The sequence below is a fragment of the Gemmobacter lanyuensis genome (assembly GCF_014652355.1).
GTDB classification, from domain to species: Bacteria; Pseudomonadota; Alphaproteobacteria; order Rhodobacterales; family Rhodobacteraceae; genus Gemmobacter; species Gemmobacter lanyuensis.
In genome coordinates, this window is sequence record NZ_BMYQ01000016.1 from 42,967 (window position 1) to 58,219 (window position 15,253).

The window sequence follows — 15,253 nt, forward strand, 5'->3', positions numbered from 1 at the left end:
TCGGGCCGCGATAGGGAAGCAAGATGAGCAAGGGACTGATCCGCAACGTCGTCACGCTGGGGGGCTGGACGCTCTTGTCGCGCGGGGCGGGCTTTGCCCGTGACGTGATGATGGCGAATTATCTGGGCGCGGGCGCGGTGTCGGATGCGTTCTTCGTGGCGCAATCGCTGCCCAATATGTTCCGCCGCTTCTTTGCCGAAGGCGCCTTCAACCAGGCTTTTGTGCCCATGTTTGCCAAGAAGGTCGAGGCGGGCGAGGATGCACAGGCCTTTGCGCAGGATGCCTTCAACGGCATGGCGGCGCTGCTGGTGGTCTTTACCGTGGTGGGGACGCTGGCCATGCCGCTGCTGGTCTGGGCGATGGCCTCGGGCTTTGTGGGGGATGGGCGCTTCGATCTGGCCGTCACCTATGGCGAGATCGGCTTTTCCTATATCCTTTTCATCAGCCTCGTCGCGCTGCTGTCGGGGGTTCTGGTCACCAATGGCCGGTTCACCGAAGCGGGCTTTGTGCCGATTCTGATGAACCTCGCCTTTATCGGGTCCATGTGGATGGCCGATTGGCGCGGCTGGGACATGGGGATGACACTGGCCTGGACGCTGCCGGTGACCGGGGCGCTGCAATTCGGCTTCACCTGGTTTTCGGCCCGGGCGGCGGGACATACCTTCACGCTGGGCCTGCCGCGCTGGACGCCCGAGCTGAAGCGGCTGACGCTGATCGCGGGGCCGGCAATCCTCGCCGGCGGGGTGGTGCAGATCAACCTGCTGGTCGGGCGGCAAGTTGCCTCGCATACCGAAGGGGCGGTCGCCTGGATGTCCTATGCTGACCGGCTCTATCAGCTGCCGCTGGGGGTGGTGGGCATTGCCATCGGCACCGCGCTGCTGCCGGATCTGAGCCGCCGCCTGCGGGCGGGCGACTTGGAAGGCGGGCGGGCCTCGTTCAACCGTGGGGCGGAATTCGCGCTGGCGCTGACATTGCCTGCGGCGGTCGCGCTGGTGGTGATCGCCATGCCGCTGGTGCAGGTGCTGTTCCAGCGGGGCGCCTTCGGGCCGGATGACACGGCCAATACGGCGATGGTTCTGGCGGCCTATGGCCTTGGCCTGCCCGCCTTCGTGCTGCACAAGGTGCTGCAGCCGCTTTACTATGCGCGCGAAGACACGCGCAGCCCCTTCCGCTTTGCGATCTGGTCGATGGTGGTCAACGCGGGCTTTGCCGTGGGGTTGATGCCGGTGATGGGTTATCTCGCGGCGGCACTGGCGACCACAGTCTCGGGCTGGACGATGGTCTGGCAGCTTTGGCACGGTTCGCGCCGGATGGATGATGCCGCGCGCTTTGATGCCCGGTTCAAAAGCCGCCTGCCCCGCATCCTGCTGGCCAGCGCCATCATGGGCGTGGTGCTTTGGGGGCTGGCGGTGGTGCTGGGCCCCGCGCTCGATGCAGCAAAATGGCGCTGGATCGCGCTGGGGGCCTTGGTCGGGGGCGGCATCGTCAGCTATTTTGCCGCGGGCACACTGGTCGGCGCCTTCAGGATATCCGAGTTCAAATCCGCCCTGCGCCGCAAGAAGGCCTGAACCGGCGGGGGCTGACCAGCGCAGCCCCCCTTTTCAACGTTCCCGCAGCCGTGCGCGCACCCGCGCGAAACCGCCGGGGCTGACCACGAAGCTCAGGCCAAAGCCCACGAAAAAGGCCACCAGTTCCGCGAACCACTGCGGCCCGGTGCCGAACAGCAGGCTGAAGAGCAGCTGCACCCCCATCAGAAAGCCGATCATGCTGAAGGCGCGGTATTGCGTCGCACCGCTGCCCGCCAGCCGCACCCAAAGCAGGAAGGTGAAGGCACCGATCAGCCCGTAATTGCCGGGATAGCCGCCAAACAGCGGCGCCTCGATCGCGGGCACCGCACAATAGACCACCGCGCCCGCGATGCTGGAGGCGAAGAAGACCAACATCACCGCCCACCAGCGGAAGATCTCGCCCACCATCTTTCCCAGCGCGAGCAGGATCACCACCACGAAAATCGCCTGCGTCGTGCTGCCCTGCACGAAGGGATAGGCCAGAAAACGCAGCAGCGCCTCGGGCGGCCAGACGGCATTTTCCACCATCCAGCGCGCAAGTTCGGGCGACACGGCAAAGCGTTGCAGCGCATCCAGCCGCCAGCCCACGGAGGCCGGGCCACCGGCCAGCCCCCCCTCGCCCACGGCCAGCACCACCTCCATCGCAATGATCGGCAGCGCCAGAATCCAGACCACGGGGGGCAAGGGGTTCAGCGGCGGGGCATTCAGGTCTTGGCGCATCGGTTCTCCTGCGGGCGGCTTTCATTGACGCCCCTCGCCCCCAAGGGTAAGCGGAAGGCCCAGCCATTTCCAGACGGAGCAAACACATGTCCGAGCCGGTCCAAACGCCTCAGACCTTCACACCGCGCATCTTCTCGGGGATTCAACCCTCGGGCGGGCTGACCCTCGGCAATTACCTCGGGGCGCTGAAGCGCTTTGTGGAAAAGCAGGATGAGGGGATCGAGACGATCTATTGCCTCGTGGACATGCACGCGATCACCGTCTGGCAAGACCCGGAAAAGCTGCGCCAGCAGACGCGCGAAGGCGCCGCCGCCTTCATCGCCGCCGGGATCGATCCCGCGCGGTCGATCTTGTTCAACCAGTCGCAAGTGACCGCCCATGCCGAGCTGGGCTGGATCTTCAACTGTGTCGCGCGGATGGGCTGGATGAGCCGCATGACCCAGTTCAAGGACAAGGCCGGCAAGAACAGCGAAAACGTCTCGCTCGGGCTGTTCGCCTATCCGGCGCTGATGGCGGCCGACATTCTCGCCTACAAGGCCACGCATGTTCCGGTGGGCGAAGACCAGAAACAGCATCTGGAGCTGACCCGCGACATCGCGATCAAGTTCAACAATGACTACAAGGTCAACTTCTTCCCCGTCACCGAACCGGTGATCGAAGGGGCCGCGACCCGTGTCATGTCGCTGCGCGATGGCAGCAAGAAGATGTCGAAATCCGACCCCTCGGATCAAAGCCGCATCAACCTGACGGATGATGCCGATGCGATCTCGGCCAAGATCCGCAAGGCCAAGACTGATCCTGAACCGCTGCCCGAAACGCTTGACGGTCTGAAGGACCGCCCCGAGGCGCGCAATCTGGTGAACATCTATGCCGCCCTCTCCGGCCAAAGCGCGGAATCGGTGGTGGCGGAATTCGCCGGGGCGCAGTTCGGCACCTTCAAGCCGCGCTTGGCCGAGCTTGCCGTGGCGAAACTCTCGCCCATCACCACCGAGATGAACCGCCTGATGCGCGACCCGGCCGAGATCGACCGTATTCTGGGCCGCGGCGCCGAACAGGCCGAGGCGATTGCCCGCCCGATCCTGAACGATGTCTATGACATCGTGGGGATGATCCGGTCGCGTCAGGTGTAAGATCGTCAGGGGGCGGGGGGAAACCTTCGCCCCTTTTCGTTTGTGGCAAGGGGGCAGCGGATGGCAGGCAAGGCTTCGGCGCTGCGGCGCATCCTGTTGTGGGGGGTGGTGGCGGCCTCACTGCTGCTGACGCTCCAGGGGCTATCGGACCTGCGGGCCACGCCGGGGGTGCAGCCGCTGATCCAGCGCACGGCCGCCGAATACCGCGCCGCGGTGAATGCCGCCCTTGCTGAAGCCGCGACCGAGGGGCGGGTGGCGGGGCTTCTGTCGGGCTATATGGCGCAATCGCCGCGCGACTGGGTTGCGACCGAGGCCGTGCTGGACGTGGCCGCCGAACGCGGCCTTGCGCTGCATCCGACGCTCATCACCCGCATCGAAACGGCCTTGGCCGAAGATACCGGCCTTTGGGCCACTGCCACCGCCTGCGGGCGCTGTGCGGTGGATATGGCCTCCTGCGGGCTGTCTCAGGCACTGATCTGCAATGCGCCGGTGACGCTTTCGCCCGTGGGGGATGTGATCGGCATGGGGCGGCAGGGCGTGAACTGGGCCACGGGCGCCGAGGTGGACCGGCTTGACCTGGCGCTGTCCACGCTGGGCCTCGGGGCGACGGCGGCGGTTGTGGTCAGCGGCGGCGGCAGCGCAACGGTCAAGGCCGGGGCCTCGGGGCTGCGGCTGGCGCGGGGGATGGGACTGTTGAACGCGCGGCTGACAGCACGGCTGGTTCGCGTCGCCGAAGAGGCGATCGACACCACCGCCCTGCGCCGCATCACCCGGCTGGAGGATGTGCCGACCCTCCTCCGCCCCGGCGCGCTGGACGAAATCGGGCAGCTCGCCACGGGCCTGGCGCGCCTGCAAGAGGCGACCGATACCCGCACCGCCCTGCGCCTGCTTCCACATCTGGATGACGCGCGCGATGCCACCCGCATGGCCGATGCCGCCGCCGTCTTTGGCCGTGGCACGCTGGGCCGGGTCGAGGTTCTGGGCAAAGCGCGGCTGTTCCGGCTGGGGCTGCGCCTGTCGGATACCGCGCGCGATCTGCTGGTGGGGCTGGCGGGCCTTGGCGCGGCGCTGCTGGGTTTCGCACAATCGCTGGGGCTGCGGCTCGCGCGGGCACTGCTGCGCGGGCGGGGCTGACCTGTCACGCGGGCGTCGCATTGCGCGGGCAATGTCACGCGCGGAGGTCGGGCCCACCTCTGGCCGGGGTCGTTCTTCCCCCAGGATCTCTGACGCCGGCCCCTTTCGGCCCGGCCGTGTGCCGGGCCTCTCTTTTTGCGCGCAGGGGCTGTGCGGGGCTTTGCCTTATCGGGCGGCCCGTTTTGGGCTAGATTTGCCCAAGCCGCCAGATACGGAGCCCCCCATGACCCAGATCCTGCCCCCCGAAACCCGCATCGGGCATGTCCACCTCAAGGTGGCCGACATTGACCGCGCGCTTGCCTTCTATCAGGGCATCCTCGGGTTCGAGATCACGCAGCGCTATGGCACGCAGGCGGTGTTCCTGTCGGCGGGCGGCTATCACCACCACATCGGGCTGAACACCTGGGAATCGCGCAGGGGCCGCCCCCCGGCGCCGGGCACGACCGGGCTTTACCATACCGCGATCCTTTTCCCCGACCGGGCAAGCCTTGGCGCCGCGCTGAAGCGCATCGTCGAGGCCGGATGGCCGCTGGAGGGTGCCTCTGACCATGGGGTGAGCGAGGCGATCTATCTGCGCGACCCCGACGACAACGGGGTCGAGCTTTACCGTGACCGCCCCGAGGCGGAATGGCCGCGCGATGCCGCGGGCAATCTTGCGATGATCAGCGCGCAGCTGGACTTGCATGCCCTGCTGGCCGAGGCAGGCTGACCCCGCCCCGCCACGCTGTCACACCCGCCGGGCAAGGCTGGACCTTGCCCCCGCGCGGGTGTTTACTCGGCCCCGGCGACGGAGGCGAGCATGGCATTTGGCAAGAATATCCGCACCTTCTTTGAAGGAAAATGGCACGAGGGCGACGTGGCAGTCATGCGCGCCGCCGATCACGGGATCTGGCAGGGCTCCTCGGTCTTTGACGGGGCGCGGCTGTTTGAAGGCGTGGCGCCTGACCTTGATCTGCATCTGGCGCGTGTGAACCGTTCCGCCGAGGCGATGATGATCACCCCGACCGTGACCGCGGACGAGATGCTGGAGATCGCACGCGAAGGACTGCGCGCCTATGGTCCGGGCAAGTCTGTCTATATCCGCCCGATGTATTGGGCGATTGACGGCTCGGACCTGGGGATTGCCCCCGCCGAAAATTCGACTGCCTTCGCCCTCTGCCTTGAGGAAGTGCCGATGCCCCCCGCCGCCGGGCAGACCACGCTGACCCGCACCCGTTTCCGCCGCCCGGTGATGGAGGATGCGGTCTGCAACGCCAAGGCGGGGTGCCTCTACCCCAACAACGCCCGGATGCTGGTCGAGGCCAAGCGCAAGGGCTTTGGCAATGCGCTGGTGGCCGATGCGATGGGCAATGTCGCGGAAAGCGCGACCGCCAATGTCTTCATCGTCAAGGATGGCGTGGTGATGACCCCCATCGCCAATGGCACCTTCCTGTCGGGCATCACCCGCGCCCGCCATATCGCCAATATGCGCGCCGACGGGATCGAGGTGCGCGAATGCGTGTTGACCTTCGCCGATGTCGAAGCCGCGGATGAAGTGTTCCTGTCGGGTAACTTTGCCAAGGTTACCTCGGTCGCCCGGTTCGACGATGTCACCTACCGCAGCCGCCGCATGACCGATCATATCCGCAGCCTCTATATGGACTGGGCGCGCGGCGCGGCGGTCTGACGATGCAGGGAAACGTCCTCGAACTGCCCGGCCCCTTCGGCATCGCGGTCGAGGTCCGTAACAACTTTGCCTTCCTCGCGCTGATCATCTTCGTGTTGGCGCTGTTCCAGGGGGCGGGGCCGCTGACGGTGATCGGGCTGATCGGGGTGCTGCTCGTGTCGATCTTCCTGCATGAGCTGGGCCATGCCTGGGCCGCGCATGTGCAGGGCGTCAAGGTCACGCGGATCATCCTGACGGGGGCCGGGGGGCAAACCAAGATCGCCAATACCAGTGCCTCGAAGAAAGAGTTCATCACCCTGATGGGGCCGCTGGTCAGCCTTGGCCTTTGGGCGGTGCTGGGGTTGATGATGCGGGGCGTCTATCAGCTGGCGCTGGCAGACCCGGCCTGGGTGCCGCTGGGGATGGTGCTGGTGCCCTGGCTCGGCTTTGCAAGCCTGATCAACCTTTTTCTCTTTGCCTTCAACATGGTGCCGGTCCAGCCGCTGGATGGGGGGCGGCTTTTGCTGTTGGGTCTGCGGCACTGGATGCCCGCACCCAAGGCTGCACGGGTGGCGGGTGGCATCGGTATCGTGTTCTGCGTGCTGTGGTTTCCGGCGATGGTCTGGGTGTTCTACCAGTCGGGGCTTCTGATGCTGTTTCTGCCTTCCTTTGCGCTGCATCTGGCAATGGCGCGGGGTGAACGGCGGCGCTGATCACGCGGCCAGCCGCGCATAGGCCCCCGCACGCGCGATCAGGTCTTGGTGGGTGCCGATCTCGACGATGCGCCCGCCCTCCATCACCACGATCCGGTCGGCATTGCGGATGGTGCCCAGCCTGTGGGCAATGACGAGGGTCGTTCGGCCCTGCGACAGCGCCTCCAGCGCGGTCTGGATTTCGCGCTCGGTTTCCCGATCCAGCGCCGAGGTCGCCTCATCCAGCAAGAGGATCGGCGGGTTGCGCAGAAAGACCCGCGCGATGGCCACGCGCTGCTTCTGCCCGCCCGACAGCATCACCCCGCGTTCGCCCACGACGGTCTCCAGCCCTAGCGGCAGCGCATCGATCAGCGCCCCCAGCTGCGCCCGGTCGGCGGCGGCGCGGATTTCGTCCTCGGTCGCGCCCAGCCGCCCATAGGCGATGTTTTCGCGCAGCGTGCCGCCAAACAGGAACACATCCTGACTGACCAGCCCGATCTGGCGGCGCAGGCTGTCCAGCGTCAGCCGGTCGATCCGGTGGCCGTCGATGCGGATCACGCCTGCGGTGGGCGCATAAAAGCGCGGCACCAGCGACAGAAGGCTCGACTTCCCCGCGCCCGAGGCGCCGACGATGGCAACCGTCTCGCCGGGCCGGACAGTCAGGGTGATGCCGCGCAGCACCGGGTGGGTCGGATCATAGGCGAAATCGATCCCCTCAAAGCGGATCTCCCCCCGGAGCGCCGGGGCTGCCACGGCGCCGGGCGCGTCGGCAATGTCAGGCTCGGTCGCCAGCAGCGCCTGATAGCGGCGAAAACCGGCAATGCCGCGCGGATAGGTTTCAATCACCGCGGCAATCTTGTCGAGCGGGCGGAAGAACACCCCCACCAGCAGCAGAAAACCCACAAATCCCCCCGCCGACAGATCGCCCCGCAGCACCAGCCCCGCCCCCGCCACCATCACGACGACCTGCACGAAGCGCATGCCGAGATACTGGATCGCATGCGAGGCCGCCATCACGCGATAGGCCTGCAACTTGGTGCTGCGATAGGCCTGATTGTCGCGGTCAAACAGCCGGTGTTCGTGGCGTTCATTGGCAAAGGCCTGCACCACGCGGATGCCACCCAGCGCCTCTTCCAGCCGCACGTTGAAATCGCCCACGCGGGCATAGATCTCTTGCCAGGTGCGGGTCATGCGACCGCCATAGACCATGACCAGCACCCCCGTCAGTGGCACGATCAAGCCGGTCAGCAGCGCAAGCCCCGGATGGATCGCCGCCATCAGCGCAAAGGCGCCGACAAAGGTCATCACCGCGATGAACAGGTCTTCGGGGCCGTGGTGGGCGACCTCGCCGATTTCCTCAAGGTCGCGGATGACGCGGGCCGCCAACTTGCCGGTCCGTTCGCGGTCATACCAACGCCAGGACAGCCGCGTCAGATGTGCAAAGGCGCAGCGGCGCATCTCGGTCTCGATATTGATGCCCAGCCGGTGGCCCCAATAGATCACGACCGCCATGAGGCCGGTGTTCAGTGCATAGATCAGCAGCAGACCCGCCGCCGCCAGCAAGGTCAGACCCCAGTCCCCCTGCGGCAGCAGGTGGTCAATGAACCCCGTCACCGCCAGCGGAAAGGCAAGCTCCAGCAGGCCCGAGGCCACGGCGCAGCCGAAATCCACCCAGAACAGCCAGCGCCAGGGCCGGTAATAGGCAAAGAAATCACGCAGCATCCTGCTGTCCTTTTGCAAGTGGATCATCCGGCGCGGCGGCTGCCGCGGCGGATCATGGCAATGAAGTAGATGCCGCCCAACGCGGCGGCGATGGCCCCGGCGGGCAGCTGGAAGGGTTGCATCGGCACCCGGCCCGCCCAATCGGACAAGATCATCAGCGAAGCGCCCAATGCACCCGCCACCGCAACCTGTGCGCCCGCCCGCTGTGCGCCCAAGAGCGCCGCCAGATGCGGCGCGACCAGCCCGACGAAGGTGACAGGCCCCATCAACGCCGTCACCCCCGCCGCAAGCCCACCCCCCAGCGACATCAGACCGGGCCGCGCAAAGGCAAGCGAAACGCCCCGCCCCGCCGCAAGCCCCGCCCCCGCACTGACCAGTGTCAGCAGCCGCGACAGCGACAAGGCCACCGCCATCCCACCGATCCCCAGCGCCAAAAGCCCCAGCGCCGCCCCCGGCCTCACGCGATAGGTGGACCCCGACAACCAGCCGATGATCGAAAAAGCCTCGGCCGTGCCGCTGGCGAGGGCGAGCTTCACCGCCGCATCCAGCCCGGCCCCCAGCGCGATCCCCACCAAGGCCAGCACCGCCGGGTCATGCTCCATCCGGCGGCCCAGCAGATGCAGCGCGATCAGCACCGACAGGCTTCCCGCAAGGGCCATCGGCAAGGTGCCCTGATGGATCGACCCACCCGTCAGGATCACCCCCATGACCAGCGCAAAGCTCGCCCCCGACGACAGGCCCAGCACATCCGGCCCCGCCAGCGGATTGCGGACCAGTCGTTGCAGCACAACACCCGCCACCGCCATGGCCATGCCTGCCCCGGCGCCCGCCACCACACGGGGCCAACGCAGCGCAAGGATCAGGTCCTGCGGCCAGACCAACGCCCATCCCCCCGGCCCCTTCCCAAGCGCCAGCGCCAGCCCCCCCAGCGGCAGCGGCAGGATCAGCAGCACCATAAGCGCGAGGGGCCGCAGCCGATGCGCCGGGGCGGGCAGGTGAAACGGCACCTCTGCCCCTTCGCGCGCCCGCGGCCGCGCCAGAAGCCAGATCAGCGCCGGGGCCCCGATCAGCGCGGTCGCGGCCCCGGTAGGCACCATGTCCCGCATCACCGGCCGAAGTGCGAGGACGAGCGCATCCGCCCCGATCAGCATCCCGCTTCCCAAAAGCGCCGCAACCGGCAGTTCGGCCCCGGCGCGGCGCGCACCCAGCAGCCGCGCCAGATTGGGCGCCACCAGCCCGACAAAGCCGATCATTCCGACATGGGCGACCGACAGGCCCGTCAGCCACAGCGCCACCGTCGCCACCCCAGCCAGTGCGGGCCAAAGCCGCAAGCCCCGCCCCTCGGCCGCGTCGGCGCCCAGCCGGATCAGCGTCAGCACCCGTGCAAAGGCCAGCGTCAGCGCCCCCCCGATCACCAGCCGCGGGGCCAATGCCGCGGCGCTTGCCCATCCGGTCTGGGTCAGATCGCCCGCACCCCACAGGAAAAGATGCCCGAAGTAAGGGCTTTTCAGCAGCAGCAGGACCGAGGCAAAGGCCCCGCACATCAGCGTGACCGCCATGCCTGCCAACACCGCCCCCACGCCCATCAGCCCGCGCATCCCCGCAATCGCCAGCACAAGGCCCGTGGCCGCCGCCGCCCCCGCCATGGCGACCCATTCTCCCTGTGCCACCGCAAGGCCGGGGGCCAGCAGCGTGGCCAGGATCATCGCAAGCCAGGCGCCCGAGGCTGCCCCCAGCGTCATGGGCGAGGCAAGCGGGTTGCGCGTCGCCTGCTGCATCAGACTTCCGGCCAGCCCCAGCGCCGCCCCGACCAGCGCCCCCACCACCAGACGCGGCAGGGCGGCCTGCAGAAACTGCACCTCGGCAAAGCCGTCCGGCATCGCCCCGCTCAGCAGCGGCCAAAGCCGATCAGCCCGCATGCCCGGCGCCGCGCCCAGCCACAGATGCAGCACCGCAAGCCCCGCCAGCAGGGCAGGCAGCGCCCCCCGGAACAGACGCCCGCGCGCCGTCATGGCAACGCCCGCAAGGCGGCGGCCATCGCCTCGGCCGTGCGACCGATCGACAGGGCGCTGCCATAGGACCAGACGGCCCGCATCTCGGCAAAGCGGCGCCCCGCGACGGCGGGCAACGCCTGCCAGACCGGGCTTTCCAAGACCTCGGCCCCGGTCATATGCGGCTGGATGGCCAACAACAGGCCCCGGGTGGCCCCGCCCAGCGCCTCAACCGGGTGCTGCGCCACGCCCCAGCGGCTGGCGGGTTGCGGCAGTTCGGGGGCAAAGCCCAGCCGGGTGGCCACATATTGCGGCACGGAATTCGCGCCATAGATCCAGACGGAACGCGCATCGTTCAGCCGGATCAGGGTCAGCGGCGGCGGGGCGGGGCCAAAACGGGCGGCGAACTCCTCCCGCAGAGCCGTGATCCGCGCCTCTTGCGCGGCCAGCAGCGCCTCTGCCCGCGCCTCTTCCCGCAGCAGGGCTGCGACCTGCCGGAAGACCGCCAAGGTGGCCGCGACATTGTCATGCCCGGCGTCCCAATGGGTCCAGACCAGCACGGGGGCGATTTGGGCCAGCTGGGCCTCTTGTGCCGGATCAAGATCGACGGCGAGGATGACATCGGGCTGCAGCGCGGCCAGCGTTTCCAGATCGGGTTCCGTCCGCAGGCCGATATCGGTGACGGCTTCAGGGACTGGCGGGTTGACCACCCATTCCCCGTAAAGCGCGATTTCCGGGGCCCCGACGGGGACATGCCCCAGATCCAGCACCGCCTCGGCCAACGTCCAGTCCAGCACCACGATCCGCGCAGGCGGGGCGGCAAAGCTATGGCTTCCATTGCGGTCGGTCACCGTGACGGGATCGGCGTGCAGGGCCACCGGCAGCAGGGTCAGCAGCGCGGCTAGGGCAAGGGCCGCGCGCATCACGGCGCCCCGACGGGCGGCAGGGCGACCAGCGCCTCGGCAATTGCCTCGGCCAGATGGGCGACCGAGGATGGCCCCCCATAGGTCCAGACCGGGCGCACCTGCCCGAAGCGACCCGCCTGCACAAAGGGCATCGCCTGCCAAAGCGGGCTGTCAAACAGGGCCGCCCCCTCGGCAAAGGGTTCGATGTTCAGAAGAATGGCGCTGCCAAAGCGGGCCAGCCCTTCAGGCGGTTCCAGCGCAAAGCCCCATTCGCTGGCGGGGCCGGAGGTGGCATCCGTCAGACCCATCCCCTCCAGCGCGGCATGGGGCATGGAATTGGCACCATAAACCCGCACCGACGTGGGGCTGAGGAGCCGCGTCACCACCACCGGCGGCACCTGCCCGCCGAAATGCGCGCGCACGCGTTCGCCCGCTGCGGCCACGCGGGCGTCCACCTCGGCCAGCACAGCCTCGGCCCGGTCGGCGCGCCCGAGACGCGCCGCCAGATCGCGAAAGCCTGCGCGCAGGGCGGCGGGGTTATCATGGCCCGCATCGAAGAAATCATAGATCACCACCGGCCCCGCCTGTTCCAGCGCGGCCTGCAGGTCGGCCTGCTGATCGCTGCCCACGATCAGCGTGGGCGCAAGGGCGGCGATGCTCTCAAGGTCCGGCTCGGTCCGCAGGCCGATGTCGGTGATCCCGGCAGGCAGTGCAGGCTGCACGACCCAGGTGGCATAACCCGCCAGATCGGCCCCGCCGACCGGGGTCACGCCCAGATCAGTCAGCATCTCCAACCCCTCCCACGACAGGGCGACGACGCGCGGCGGTTCCGCCCCGGCCGGGGCGGCCACCAGCATCAGGGCAGCAAGCAACAGATGTTTCATCGGTGTCTCCGTTCAGGCCACCACGGCCTCGGGCAGGCGCCCGGACACGGGCAGCACCTGCATGGGGATGTCATAAAGCGCCGAGAGCCGCGCGGGCTGCAGCAGATCGGCGGGCGGCCCGTCAAAGGCCAGCTGCCCGCCCTTGAGCGCGACGATCCTGTCGGCAAATCGGGCGGCAAGGTTCACGTCATGCAGCACGACGACCACGGCCCGCCCCTCCTGATCCGCCAGCCGCCGCAAGAGAGCCATCACCTCATGCGCATGGGCCAGATCAAGGGCCGCGGTCGGTTCATCCAGCAGCAGAAGCGGCGCTTCTTGGGCCAGCGCCATGGCGATGAAGGCGCGCTGCCGTTCACCGCCCGACAGATGTTCGGCCAAGGCGGGCGCCAGATGAGCGCAATCGGTGGCGGCCATCGCCCCTTCGATCCGCGCGCGGTCAGGCGCGCGAAGGGGGGCCAGCGGCCCACGCCAAGGGTAGCGCCCCAGCGCCACCAGCTCGGCCACGGTCAGGCCCGGCACGGCGGGCGGGCGCTGCGGCAGATAGGCCACGCGCCGGGCCAGCGCCTTTTGCGTGAAGCTGCCCAGCGGGCGGCCATCCAGCGTGATCTGCCCCCGGTCGGGGCGATCAGCCCGGGCCAGCAGGTTCATCAGCGTAGATTTGCCCGATCCGTTGTGGCCCAGAAGCGCGGTCACGCCCCCCTGCCCCAGCGCGAGCGACCCGAGCGCGAGAACCTCGCGCCCGGCCCGGACCCGACCTATTCCGGTCAGCGCATACATGGTCAGAACTTCGCGGTCAGCGTCAGCGCCACGCTGCGTTCATCGCCGATGTAGCACGCCCCGCCCCCGCAATAGGTGACGTAAGAAAGGTTCCCGAGGTTGCGGACATTCAGCGCAAGGTCATAGGCCTCGGTCTCATATCCGATCATCGCATCAACCAGACCAAAGCCCGGCGTGCGCTGCACATCGCTGCCATCCCAGACCGCGCCGCGCGCCCGCACGCCCAGCCCGGCCTTGAACCCGGCCAGCGTGCCTTCGCTGGGCTTCCACGTCGCCCAGACCGAACCCATCCGCTCTGGCACGCCCGACAGGCGCGCGCCGTTCACATCCTCGGTCCGCAGCCAGCTCGCATTGGCCTCAACCGCAAGATCGCCCCAGGCGTGGCGCAACTCCAGCTCGACCCCGCGCGAGGTGGCCTTGCCGGTCTGGATCATGAAGCCCGGATTGGCCGGGTCCGACACGGTGATGTTCGACCGGGTGATGTCAAACAAGGCGAGGCTGACAAGGCTTGCCCCATCGGCCGATTGCCAGCGGGTGCCCACCTCATATTGCGTCCCGCGCGAGGGTTCGAAGGGGTTTCCGTCCACATCGGTGCCGACGAATTCCTGCTTGAAGCTTTCGGCATAGCTGACATAGGGCGCGACGCCACTGTCAAAGCGGTAGAGAAGCGCCGCATTTCCCGTGGTCGCGCTGTCCGAGGCATTGACCACCGCATCGGTGAAGGTGCCGGTCGATTCCCCCGTCTCGATGCTGCCCCAGCGCAGGCCGGTATCCAGATGCAGCCTGTCACCAAAGGTCGCGCGGTTTTGCAGATACAGCCCTTTTTCCTCGACCGTATTGGCGTTGTAATCGGTGATGGTGATGTCGGGCGCCCCGGAATAGACCGGGTTGAACGGGTCCAGCGCGGCGATCTGCGCGCCATAGCCATAATCGCTGTCATAGACGCCACGGGTATAGGAGGCCCCGATCAGGGTCTGCATCTGCACCGTGCCAAGCGCCCATTCTGCGCGGGCATTGGCATCGAGGTTCAACGACCGCATGTCATTTTCCGCCGCATAGAAGGTGCGGTTGATGGTGCCGTCTTCATTATAGCGGAAGTTGCCGTAATTGTCGAAAGCCCACCAGGCATGGCGGTAGTCCGAGGTGCCGCGCGTGACGCGTGCAGTGGCGCCCAGCGTCCAGACGCTGTCCAGCTCGTGCTCCGCCATCAGGGTCAGGGCGCGCTGGGTGGCATTGTAGCGGTCAAAGTCCGGCTCACCCACGAACAGGTCGCCCGGCAAGTATTCACCATTCGGCGCAGGGTCCAGCGTGCCATATTGCGAGGCGAACTGGATCAGCGGGCTGGACCAGCTGTTCTGCACATTCAGCAGCGCCGTCACCTTGGTGCGATCCGTCGGCCGCCAGGTGATCGAGGGCGCAAAGGCCAGCACATCATCCCGCGAATGGTTGACCTGGGTCGCACTGTCACGCGCAACACCGACCAGACGATATTCCAGCGTCTCGGACAGGCGGCCCGACCAATCGATACCGACCTGCTTGCGCCCATGCGATCCGACCTGCGTCTGCAGGATATTGGGCGACCCCTGCCCCGCCACTTTCGAGGTGGTATTGACCACCCCCCCGACCGAGCCATTGCCATAAAGCCCCGATGCCGGGCCGCGCAGCACCGAAACGCTGTCCAGCAGGAAGGCCTCGGGCTTGGTGTCATTGTACCAGCCGTAGCGCGACAAAAGCCCGTCATGGTACGTCGTGGGGGCAAAGCCGCGGATGCTCGACCAATCCGACCGGTTATCCAGGCCCCATTGCCCCGCATCGACGCCCGCCGAATACGAAAGCGCCTGCACCACGTTGGACACGCCCTTTTCCGCCATCTGCTGCGCCGTGACGACCGTCACCGAGCGCGGCGTTTCCAGAATCGGCGTTTCGGTCTTCAGCACAGTGGCCGCCGTTTCGGCATGGGTCTCGCCGTAAAAGCCCTGCGTGCCTGCAACGACGACCTCATCCAGCACCACCTCTTGCGCGACGGCCGGATGCATTAACGCCATGACCCAAAGGCTTGCCCCCATGGCAAGTTTCGATTTCATC

The 15,253-nt window shown here is 67.5% G+C and carries 13 protein-coding genes; 6 read left to right on the plus strand and 7 right to left on the minus strand.

The features are described 5' to 3' along the window. Window positions 1-23 precede the first annotated feature (23 nt). A complete protein-coding gene (murJ, locus tag IE101_RS17735; RefSeq protein WP_189635188.1) occupies window positions 24-1,568 on the plus strand; it encodes a murein biosynthesis integral membrane protein MurJ in 1,545 nt (514 codons plus the stop codon). Window positions 1,569-1,601: 33 nt separating this feature from the next. Here the strand turns inward: murJ and IE101_RS17740 are convergent, their stop codons facing one another. Continuing rightward, window positions 1,602-2,288 (minus strand): rhomboid family intramembrane serine protease, encoded by a 687-nt coding sequence (locus IE101_RS17740; protein WP_189635189.1) that lies wholly within the window; start codon window positions 2,286-2,288, stop codon window positions 1,602-1,604. Window positions 2,289-2,374: 86 nt separating this feature from the next. On the opposite strand from IE101_RS17740, the gene trpS reads away from it, so the two are divergent. From trpS to IE101_RS17765, 5 genes are all read left to right on the plus strand, one after another. Further along, on the plus strand, window positions 2,375-3,418 hold the full coding sequence (gene trpS / locus IE101_RS17745) for a tryptophan--tRNA ligase (RefSeq protein WP_189635190.1): 1,044 nt from the start codon (window positions 2,375-2,377) through the stop codon (window positions 3,416-3,418). A 60-nt stretch (window positions 3,419-3,478) separates the two neighbouring features. Next, window positions 3,479-4,552, plus strand: coding sequence for a hypothetical protein (locus IE101_RS17750; protein ID WP_189635191.1), 1,074 nt, complete (start codon window positions 3,479-3,481; stop codon window positions 4,550-4,552). Between the two features lie 223 nt (window positions 4,553-4,775). Then, complete coding sequence (locus IE101_RS17755; protein ID WP_189635192.1) at window positions 4,776-5,261, plus strand: VOC family protein; 486 nt, start codon at window positions 4,776-4,778, stop codon at window positions 5,259-5,261. 90 nt (window positions 5,262-5,351) lie between these two features. Continuing rightward, window positions 5,352-6,218 (plus strand): branched-chain amino acid aminotransferase, encoded by an 867-nt coding sequence (locus IE101_RS17760; RefSeq protein ID WP_189635193.1) that lies wholly within the window; start codon window positions 5,352-5,354, stop codon window positions 6,216-6,218. A gap of 2 nt (window positions 6,219-6,220) precedes the next feature. Continuing rightward, complete coding sequence (locus tag IE101_RS17765; RefSeq protein ID WP_189635194.1) at window positions 6,221-6,910, plus strand: site-2 protease family protein; 690 nt, start codon at window positions 6,221-6,223, stop codon at window positions 6,908-6,910. Here IE101_RS17765 and IE101_RS17770 read toward each other — a convergent pair whose 3' ends face one another. From IE101_RS17770 to IE101_RS17795, 6 genes are read right to left on the minus strand one after another with little or no spacing between them, the layout of a single operon-like run. Continuing rightward, a complete protein-coding gene (locus tag IE101_RS17770; RefSeq protein WP_189635195.1) occupies window positions 6,911-8,611 on the minus strand; it encodes an ABC transporter ATP-binding protein in 1,701 nt (566 codons plus the stop codon). Window positions 8,612-8,634: 23 nt separating this feature from the next. Continuing rightward, on the minus strand, window positions 8,635-10,623 hold the full coding sequence (gene fhuB / locus IE101_RS17775; RefSeq protein WP_189635196.1) for a Fe(3+)-hydroxamate ABC transporter permease FhuB: 1,989 nt from the start codon (window positions 10,621-10,623) through the stop codon (window positions 8,635-8,637). Beyond that, entirely contained in the window at window positions 10,620-11,525 is a 906-nt protein-coding gene (locus tag IE101_RS17780; protein ID WP_189635197.1) for an ABC transporter substrate-binding protein, read from the minus strand. The genes fhuB and IE101_RS17780 overlap by 4 nt, the downstream gene beginning before the upstream one ends. After that, on the minus strand, window positions 11,525-12,391 hold the full coding sequence (locus tag IE101_RS17785) for an iron-siderophore ABC transporter substrate-binding protein (RefSeq protein WP_189635198.1): 867 nt from the start codon (window positions 12,389-12,391) through the stop codon (window positions 11,525-11,527). The genes IE101_RS17780 and IE101_RS17785 overlap by 1 nt, the downstream gene beginning before the upstream one ends. Before the next feature lie 12 nt (window positions 12,392-12,403). Beyond that, a complete protein-coding gene (locus IE101_RS17790) occupies window positions 12,404-13,168 on the minus strand; it encodes an ABC transporter ATP-binding protein (protein ID WP_189635199.1) in 765 nt (254 codons plus the stop codon). A 2-nt stretch (window positions 13,169-13,170) separates the two neighbouring features. Further along, entirely contained in the window at window positions 13,171-15,252 is a 2,082-nt protein-coding gene (locus IE101_RS17795) for a TonB-dependent siderophore receptor (RefSeq protein WP_229804290.1), read from the minus strand. Window position 15,253: the final 1 nt, after the last annotated feature.

Bases quoted from the DNA above. Each gene is read 5' to 3' on its own strand.
- murJ (WP_189635188.1), top strand. From the start codon at position 24: ATGAGCAAGGGACTGATCCGCAACGTCGTCACGCTGGGGGGCTGGACG.
- IE101_RS17740 (WP_189635189.1), bottom strand. From the start codon at position 2,288: ATGCGCCAAGACCTGAATGCCCCGCCGCTGAACCCCTTGCCCCCCGTG.
- trpS (WP_189635190.1), top strand. From the start codon at position 2,375: ATGTCCGAGCCGGTCCAAACGCCTCAGACCTTCACACCGCGCATCTTC.
- IE101_RS17750 (WP_189635191.1), top strand. From the start codon at position 3,479: ATGGCAGGCAAGGCTTCGGCGCTGCGGCGCATCCTGTTGTGGGGGGTG.
- IE101_RS17755 (WP_189635192.1), top strand. From the start codon at position 4,776: ATGACCCAGATCCTGCCCCCCGAAACCCGCATCGGGCATGTCCACCTC.
- IE101_RS17760 (WP_189635193.1), top strand. From the start codon at position 5,352: ATGGCATTTGGCAAGAATATCCGCACCTTCTTTGAAGGAAAATGGCAC.
- IE101_RS17765 (WP_189635194.1), top strand. From the start codon at position 6,221: ATGCAGGGAAACGTCCTCGAACTGCCCGGCCCCTTCGGCATCGCGGTC.
- IE101_RS17770 (WP_189635195.1), bottom strand. From the start codon at position 8,611: ATGCTGCGTGATTTCTTTGCCTATTACCGGCCCTGGCGCTGGCTGTTC.
- fhuB (WP_189635196.1), bottom strand. From the start codon at position 10,623: ATGACGGCGCGCGGGCGTCTGTTCCGGGGGGCGCTGCCTGCCCTGCTG.
- IE101_RS17780 (WP_189635197.1), bottom strand. From the start codon at position 11,525: ATGCGCGCGGCCCTTGCCCTAGCCGCGCTGCTGACCCTGCTGCCGGTG.
- IE101_RS17785 (WP_189635198.1), bottom strand. From the start codon at position 12,391: ATGAAACATCTGTTGCTTGCTGCCCTGATGCTGGTGGCCGCCCCGGCC.
- IE101_RS17790 (WP_189635199.1), bottom strand. From the start codon at position 13,168: ATGTATGCGCTGACCGGAATAGGTCGGGTCCGGGCCGGGCGCGAGGTT.
- IE101_RS17795 (WP_229804290.1), bottom strand. From the start codon at position 15,252: ATGAAATCGAAACTTGCCATGGGGGCAAGCCTTTGGGTCATGGCGTTA.